Raw genomic sequence first — 8145 nt, forward strand, 5'->3', positions numbered from 1 at the left:
GGCTGTGGTAAGGTGAAGGTTTACAACAACACTTGAACACGGAGAATATCGTGAGCAATAAAGGCCAGCTTTTGCAAGACCCCTTCCTCAACGCATTGCGTCGGGAGCATGTTCCAGTGTCCATTTATTTGGTTAACGGGATCAAGCTGCAGGGGCAAATCGAGTCTTTCGATCAGTACGTGGTGTTGCTGCGCAATACAGTGACACAGATGGTCTACAAGCACGCGATTTCTACGATCGTCCCAGGTCGAGCCGTCAATTTTTCTACTTCAGAAACTCCTGATGCCGACAGCAGCAACTCTTGAGTTGTTGCCAAGTGGCGGAACTCGCTTGTTGAGCGAGGCAAAGCGAAAAGAGGGTGGTTGGCTTTGAGTTCGGCTTCCGCATCCTCGCCCACCATGACTCCGGTGTTGCTGGTGGGGGTGGACTTCGGTCTTCCCCATTTCGATGCTGAGTTGGAAGAGCTGGGGCTGCTCGCCCAAACCGCTGGTATGCAGCCTGTTGCGCGCATTACGTGCAAGCGCAAAGCACCAGATGCCGCGCTGTTCATTGGCAGTGGCAAAGCGGATGAAATTCGCACTTTGGCACACATGCATGGAGCGGTGGAGGTGCTGTTTGACCAGTCTCTCAGCCCGGCGCAGCAGCGGAACCTGGAGCGCCATATTGAGCTGCCAGTGAATGACCGCACGTTGCTCATTCTGGAAATCTTTGCACAGCGGGCGCGCAGCCATGAGGGCAAGCTTCAGGTTGAGCTTGCCAAACTGCAGTATGTGAGTACGCGCCTGGTGCGCCGCTGGTCTCACCTGGAGCGTCAAACCGGCGGTATCGGTGCCCGTGGCGGCCCTGGTGAAAAGCAGATCGAACTGGATCGGCGCATGATTGGCGATGCGATCAAGCGCACCAGGGAGCGCTTGGTCAAGGTCAAACGCCAGCGGTCTACACAGCGGCGCCAACGTGAAAGACGCGACACCTTCAATATTTCACTCGTTGGATATACCAACGCGGGCAAATCAACCCTTTTCAATGCTTTGGTGAAGGCCAGGGCGTACGCAGCGGATCAACTTTTCGCCACGCTGGACACCACGACGCGGCAGTTGTACCTCGCAGATGCGGCACGATCTGTTTCGTTGTCCGACACGGTGGGCTTTATTCGGGATCTTCCCCACGGGCTGGTCGATGCGTTCCAGGCCACGCTGCAGGAGGCGGTCGACGCAGATTTGCTGCTTCATGTGGTGGACGCTTCCAACCCGGATTTTCCGGAGCAGATGGCGCAGGTGGAGCGGGTGTTGCAGGAAATTGGTGCCTCGGACATCCCTCAGATACTGGTCTTCAACAAGCTTGATGCTTTGCCTGAAGAACGACGTCCGCCTGTGTTGGTGGACCAATACGAAGTGGGAGGGCAGTTGTTGCCCCGACTGTTTGTCAGTGCTCGATCTGGCGAGGGGCTGGATGAGCTGCGCCGTGCCTTGGCGGCCAGGTTGATGGCTGCGCAGGAGGTTCTGGATATGACCCCAGCAGACACCCTTGAATTACCGGATGCTTTGTCCTGATTGGGCACAATGCACCATCGGATGATGCCATCAGAGAACCAGAGATTTTGCGCATGAATTTTCATAATCGCACCCTACGTTGGGCTTCATTGCCAGGCCGTATTCGGGGCATGTTCAATCTGAACGATCCACGTTGGGGTCGCGGTGATGACAAGTCCGAAGACGGCGGTGTGCGTCCTGAGGATCGGCCTGCAGCGCCACCTGGCGGCCCAAGGGGCGGCGAGCAACGGCCGGGCAACGGCCAGCAGCCACCGGATCTTGATGAGCTCTGGCGTGATCTCAATCGCAAGCTTGGTAGCCTGTTTGGCGGGAAAAACGGCTCGGGTCGCGGTCCCGGTGGAGGGGCTGGTGGCGGCTTTCAGCCAGATATGAAAAGCGCAGGTGTCGGTGTCGGTCTGATTGCCGGTATCGCGTTTGTGATCTGGATGGGCACCGGCTTCTTTATTGTGCAGGAAGGTCAGCAGGCCGTAATTACCCAGTTCGGAAAGTACAAGAGCACCGTGGGCGCGGGTTTCAATTGGCGCCTGCCTTATCCGATTGAGCGCCATGAACTTGTTTTTGTGACGCAGATCCGCTCTGCCGATGTGGGGCGTGACACGGTCATCAAAAGCACCGGCTTGAGAGAGTCCGCGATGCTGACTGAAGACGAGAACATCGTCGAGATCAAGTTTGCCGTTCAGTATCGTTTGAGCGATGCCCGGGCTTGGTTGTTTGAAAGCAAGAACCCTTCGGACGCCGTGGTCCAGGCCGCTGAAACGGCTGTTCGTGAGGTGGTGGGCAAGATGCGCATGGACACGGCGCTGGCGGAGGAGCGTGACCAGATAGCGCCGCGCGTTCGCACCCTCATGCAGACGATCCTGGACCGGTACAAGGTCGGTGTCGAGGTGGTCGGCATCAATTTGCAGCAGGGCGGGGTGCGGCCGCCTGAGCAGGTCCAGTCATCATTTGATGATGTACTCAAAGCAGGGCAGGAGCGCGAGCGCGCCAAGAACGAAGCCCAGGCTTATGCGAACGACGTGATCCCGCGTGCTGTGGGCTCTGCGTCACGTCTGAATGAAGAGGCGGCGGCTTACAAGGCAAGGATTGTTGCGCAGGCGCAGGGCGACGTACAGCGGTTCGCGTCGATTCTGGCGGAGTACCAGAAGGCGCCTCAGGTAACCCGGGATCGCATGTATCTGGAAACGATGCAGCAGATTTATGGCAACGTGACCAAGGTGCTGGTCGAGTCGCGTCAAGGTTCCAATTTGCTGTACTTGCCCCTGGACAAGATCATGCAAGGGGTTGCGAGCGGCTCGGGGGCGCTGGATGCGCCTGCCGCGACCAGTCCGTCTCCGGCGGTGTCGTCCCCGGCGACACCCGCCCCCACCTTTTCGAATGATTCTCGGGCGCGCGATACCAGCCGTACCCGGGAACGTGAATCCCGCTAGGAGCAGTTCGTGAACAGAGTCGGTTTTATTGCATCTACTCTTCTGGTGGTGCTTGCTCTCATGAGCTCCATGCTTTTTGTGGTGGATCAGCGTCAGTTTGGCGTGTTGTATGCGCTGGGCCAGATCAAGGAAGTGATCACGGAGCCAGGCCTCAACTTCAAGCTGCCTCCACCGTTCCAAAACGTCACCTACATCGACAAGCGTCTTTTGACCTTGGACAGTACGGACACGGAGCCCATGCTGACGGCCGAAAAGCAGCGCGTGGTGATCGACTGGTATGTGCGTTGGCGTATTTCCGAGCCCACCGAGTACATCCGCAACGTGGGACTGGATGAGACGGCAGGTGCCATGCAACTGAATCGTGTCGTGCGCAATGCTTTTCAGGAAGAAATCAACAAGCGTACCGTGAAGGAATTGCTCTCACTCAAGCGCGAAGCTTTGATGGCCGATGTCAAGCGCGAGGTTCTGGAGACTGTTCGTGGCTCTAAACCCTGGGGGGTGGATGTGGTGGACGTTCGCATCACCCGTGTGGACTATGTGGAAGCTATCACCGAGTCGGTATACCGGCGGATGGAGGCAGAACGTAAGCGTGTTGCCAATGAGCTGCGTTCCACAGGGGCGGCCGAGGGCGAAAAGATACGGGCCGACGCGGATCGCCAGCGAGAGATCACGATTGCCAACGCGTATCGGGATGCTCAGAAACTGAAGGGTGAGGGCGATGCCGAAGCTGCTCGCATCTATGCAGAAGCCTTTGGGAAGGATCCCCAATTCGCTCAGTTCTATCGCAGCCTGGAAGCCTACAAAGGCAGCTTCAACAAGAAAAGTGACGTGATGCTGCTGGACCCGTCGTCTTCAGATTTCTTCAAAGTCTTTCGTGGATCGGTCCCTGCATCGGCGCCTGCGGCGCCTCGCAAGTAAAAAAGCGCAATGGCCGTGAAAGGCGAATGATGTGGGACAGTCTTTGGACGGCCTTTGCCTTGGTGCTGGTGATTGAGGGCTTTCTGCCTTTTCTGTCCCCCCAGGTCTGGAAACGCACGGTGGCCCAGATCGCGCAATTGCAAGATGGTCAGATACGTTTTTTTGCGTTGTTGGCCTTGGGCGCGGGCGTTCTGATGCTTTGTTTCTAACGGCTGTCCCACTGTGTGGGCGGGAGATTCTTTGGGGAGTCTCGTCGCGTCCCGGTAGAATCGCGGTTTTAACAGCCTCCCCTTTTCTCCATGTCTGCTTGGGTCCTTCCGGATCACATTGCCGATGTCTTGCCGTCTGAAGCTCGGCACATCGAAGAATTGCGTCGCGGGCTGCTCGATACAGCCCGTTGTTATGGTTACGAGCTGGTCATGCCCCCGCTGTTGGAGCATCTGGAGTCTCTCCTCACCGGTACTGGGGAAGCGCTGGATTTGCAGACCTTCAAGCTGGTCGACCAGCTGTCTGGTCGCTCCATGGGCTTACGGGCCGATACGACACCCCAGGTGGCTCGTATCGACGCACATTTGCTCAATCGCAAAGGAGTGACGCGTCTCTGCTATTGCGGTCCCGTGTTGCATACGCGTCCCGACCGCCCCCATGCCACCCGGGAGCCTCTTCAGTTTGGTGCTGAGATCTATGGGCATGCAGGGGTAGAGGCGGACCTCGAAGCGCTTCAGTTGGCCAGGGAGTGTCTGCGAGTTGCCAATGTACGCAACACCACGGTAGACCTTGCGGATGTGCGTATCGTCCGCAACCTGTTGGCTGGAGTGAGCGTCAGCCCGCAATTGCTCAGCGGAATTCACGCTGCCTTGGCTGCCAAAGATGCGGGTGAGTTGTCGGTTCTGACGCGTGGCTTTCCGGACGAATCTCGACAGGGCTTTCTCGCCCTGGTTCGTTTGTACGGTGATTCTGCTGTCTTAATTGAGGCAGAAAAAGCACTCAAGCGTATTAATGGTGTGCCTGAGGTGCTATCAAATTTGAAGTGGCTGGCCTCCCGCCTTGAAGGAGCGACCGTTACCTTTGACTTGGCTGATTTGCGTGGGTATGCCTATTACAGCGGTGCGCGCTTTGCTATCTATGCCCCGGGTGCCAGTGATGCCTTGGTGCGCGGTGGTCGATACGACGAGGTCGGTGCAGTCTTTGGCCGGAATCGCCCTGCGGCCGGATTCAGTCTGGATATCAAGCAGGTGGTTGGTGTGGTGCCGCCCCGTGCTTTGAAGGCTGCAATTCGTGCCCCTTGGGGTGAGGCTGCGGATGTGAGTGCTGCTATCGCAGAGCTTCGGTCAGCCGGGGAAACGGTCGTGTGTGTTTTGCCTGGGCATGAGAGTGAGGTGGATGAGTTCCACTGTGATCGTGAACTGGTTCAGGTTGCTGGCCGTTGGGTCGTGCAGGCTGTTTGAGCAATTGTCATTTGAATTGGGTTTGAGATGAAAGCAACCAAAGGTCGCAACGTAGTGGTGGTCGGTACCCAGTGGGGCGACGAAGGCAAAGGCAAGTTGGTCGATTGGCTGACGGAAAGCGCTCAAGGCGTAGTGCGCTTCCAGGGGGGGCACAACGCTGGCCACACATTGGTGATCAATGGCGTCAAGACAGCTCTGCATTTGATTCCCAGTGGCATCATGCGCCCAGGGGTCAAGTGCTACATCGGCAACGGCGTGGTTCTGTCCGCAGCAAAGCTGTTCGAAGAAATTGAAGGCCTGGAGAAAGCCGGCGTCGAGGTGCGTTCGCGCTTGCGGATCAGTGAGGCGTGCCCGCTGATCCTGCCCTTCCACGCTGCCATCGATGTGGCGCGCGAGGCGGCCAGGGAGCAGGGCGGAACAGAGAAGATCGGGACCACCGGTCGTGGCATCGGTCCGGCATATGAAGACAAGATCGCGCGTCGTGCGCTGCGCGTACAGGACTTGAAGTACCCAGAGCGTTTTGCAGCCAAGTTGCGTGAATTGCTGGACCTGCACAACCACGTGCTGACCACGTACCTGGGGTCCGCAAAGTTCGTGTTTGGCGATGCGCTCAAGCCTTACATCCAGGATGGCAAGGTGCAGTTTGATGTGGTTTATGCCGAGGCTATGCGCCATGCGGAACTGCTCAAGCCCATGATGGCTGATGTGTCGCGCGAATTGAACGAGGCCAACCGGGCAGGCGCCAATCTGCTATTCGAGGGTGCCCAAGGCACGCTGCTGGATGTGGACCATGGCACATACCCTTACGTCACCTCCAGCAACTGCGTGGCTGGCAATGCAGCTGCGGGTTCTGGTGTGGGGCCTGGCATGCTGCATTACATCCTTGGCATCACCAAGGCGTATTGCACGCGTGTGGGCGGCGGTCCTTTCCCTACCGAGTTGGATTGGGAAGTTCCTGGTACTCCTGGCTATCACATGAGCACGGTCGGTGCCGAGAAGGGAGTGACAACAGGACGCAGTCGCCGCTGCGGCTGGTTTGATGCCGCGTTGCTGAAGCGTAGCGCCCAGGTGAATGGCCTCACAGGTCTGTGTATCACCAAGCTGGATGTACTGGACGGGCTGACCGAGCTGTTGCTATGCACTGGTTACGAACTCGATGGAGAGCGCATTGATCTGCTTCCCATGGGCGCTGAAGACATCGCCCGATGCACACCCATCTATGAAACGTTGCCGGGCTGGAGTGATTCCACGGTTGGAGTGACCGACTACGACAAGTTGCCCGCAAGCGCGCGCCGCTACCTCGAGCGTATCGAAGAAGTGACAGGCGTTCCGATCGACATGATCTCAACCAGTCCTGATCGCGACCATACGATCATGATGCGTCACCCTTATGTCGCCGTCTGATCGACAAACTTGTCTTGCTGATATCAACTAAACGCCCACTATCCAGGAGTCATCTATGTTGACCGAAGACGGAAAACATCTCTATGTCAGCTATGACGAGTACCACAGCCTCATCGAAAAACTGGCGCTGAAGGTGCATCAGTCGGGTTGGGAATTCGACACGATTCTGTGTCTTGCTCGTGGTGGGCTGCGACCAGGTGACATTCTGAGCCGGATCTTTGACAAGCCACTGGCCATCATGTCAACGAGTTCCTATCGCGCAGAGGCCGGCACGGTGCAGGGGCATCTGGATATTGCACGTTTCATCACAACGCCCAAGGGTGAAATTGCAGGACGTGTGCTGTTGGTGGATGACTTGGCTGACTCTGGGCACACCCTGCACGCTGTGATCAACATGCTTAAAACCAACTACGCGCCCATTACTGAGCTCCGCAGCGCGGTGATCTGGACCAAGGGGCTGTCGACGTTTTCGCCAGACTACTCCGTCGAGTTCCTTCCGAGCAATCCCTGGATCCACCAGCCCTTCGAAGGTTACGACAGCCTGAGTCCTGAGAAGCTCCTGGAAAAGTGGCGTGTTTGATTTTTCTTGCAAACTAGCCGAACCGTGCTATAGTCGAGGGCTTCGCTACTGAGACCTGAGTGCAAAAGTGTTCAGGTTCTTGGGGTGGTTTGTGATGGCGCTTCGGTGCTGCTGCAGATGGCTCGGGAGGTTGGTGAAGAAAGTTTGGTTTTGTGTTCTGAGTGGGTTAAAAACCGGTATAGAATACAAGGCTTCGCTCGGTGGAGGTGGTTGCTGCAAGTTGCAGGAGTTGCCAAAACGGGGTGAAGAAAAAACGAAAGTTTTGACAGTTCTTAAAAAACTGTGCTAGAATTCAAGGCTTCGCTGATCGCAGCGGGGTTTGCAAAATGAAGAAGATTTTGGTCTGATTTGTTTTGCGAGGTCTTTAAAAATATACAGCCGATAAGCGTGGGCGTTTGATGGCGAGTGCCAAGTTCTTTGGAACTAGTGCTTAGCACTACAAACGCTCATGAGAGAGAAGTGAAGTTCACTTCAATTCTTAATTATGAGTTGCTCGAAAGAGCGAAAAAATCAAGATCGAACTGTAGAGTTTGATCCTGGCTCAGATTGAACGCTGGCGGCATGCCTTACACATGCAAGTCGAACGGTAACAGGTCTTCGGATGCTGACGAGTGGCGAACGGGTGAGTAATACATCGGAACGTGCCCGAGAGTGGGGGATAACGAAGCGAAAGCTTTGCTAATACCGCATACGATCTCAGGATGAAAGCAGGGGACCGCAAGGCCTTGCGCTCACGGAGCGGCCGATGGCAGATTAGGTAGTTGGTGGGATAAAAGCTTACCAAGCCGACGATCTGTAGCTGGTCTGAGAGGACGACC

The 8145-nt window shown here is 56.5% G+C and carries 8 protein-coding genes and 1 rRNA gene (1 of these 9 running past the window's edge); all 9 read left to right on the forward strand.

Features of this window, described 5'->3' with window-relative positions:
- The first annotated feature begins 50 nt into the window (after nt 1-50).
- Nucleotides 51-305 (forward strand): RNA chaperone Hfq, encoded by a 255-nt coding sequence (gene hfq, locus ACOYR4_RS08250; protein WP_015013419.1) that lies wholly within the window; start codon nt 51-53, stop codon nt 303-305.
- Nucleotides 306-398: 93 nt separating this feature from the next.
- Complete coding sequence (hflX, locus tag ACOYR4_RS08255; protein ID WP_422849216.1) at nt 399-1550, forward strand: GTPase HflX; 1152 nt, start codon at nt 399-401, stop codon at nt 1548-1550.
- 53 nt (nt 1551-1603) lie between these two features.
- Nucleotides 1604-2977, forward strand: coding sequence for an FtsH protease activity modulator HflK (gene hflK, locus ACOYR4_RS08260; RefSeq protein ID WP_422849217.1), 1374 nt, complete (start codon nt 1604-1606; stop codon nt 2975-2977).
- 9 nt (nt 2978-2986) lie between these two features.
- Nucleotides 2987-3895 (forward strand): protease modulator HflC, encoded by a 909-nt coding sequence (hflC, locus tag ACOYR4_RS08265; protein WP_015013422.1) that lies wholly within the window; start codon nt 2987-2989, stop codon nt 3893-3895.
- A gap of 26 nt (nt 3896-3921) precedes the next feature.
- Nucleotides 3922-4104, forward strand: a complete 183-nt coding sequence (locus ACOYR4_RS08270) for a DUF2065 domain-containing protein (protein ID WP_015013423.1) — start codon at nt 3922-3924, stop codon at nt 4102-4104.
- Nucleotides 4105-4194: 90 nt separating this feature from the next.
- Nucleotides 4195-5343: an ATP phosphoribosyltransferase regulatory subunit gene (locus ACOYR4_RS08275; protein ID WP_422849218.1), complete on the forward strand. Its 1149-nt coding sequence runs from the start codon at nt 4195-4197 to the stop codon at nt 5341-5343.
- A gap of 27 nt (nt 5344-5370) precedes the next feature.
- Entirely contained in the window at nt 5371-6747 is a 1377-nt protein-coding gene (locus tag ACOYR4_RS08280) for an adenylosuccinate synthase (RefSeq protein WP_422849219.1), read from the forward strand.
- A gap of 55 nt (nt 6748-6802) precedes the next feature.
- Nucleotides 6803-7327, forward strand: coding sequence for a phosphoribosyltransferase (locus ACOYR4_RS08285; protein ID WP_060986468.1), 525 nt, complete (start codon nt 6803-6805; stop codon nt 7325-7327).
- A gap of 518 nt (nt 7328-7845) precedes the next feature.
- A 16S ribosomal RNA gene (locus ACOYR4_RS08290) occupies nt 7846-8145 on the forward strand; it runs 1233 nt beyond the window's last position.

It is taken from the genome of Acidovorax sp. M14, from assembly GCF_049331375.1.
Lineage (GTDB): Bacteria > Pseudomonadota > Gammaproteobacteria > Burkholderiales > Burkholderiaceae_C > Acidovorax.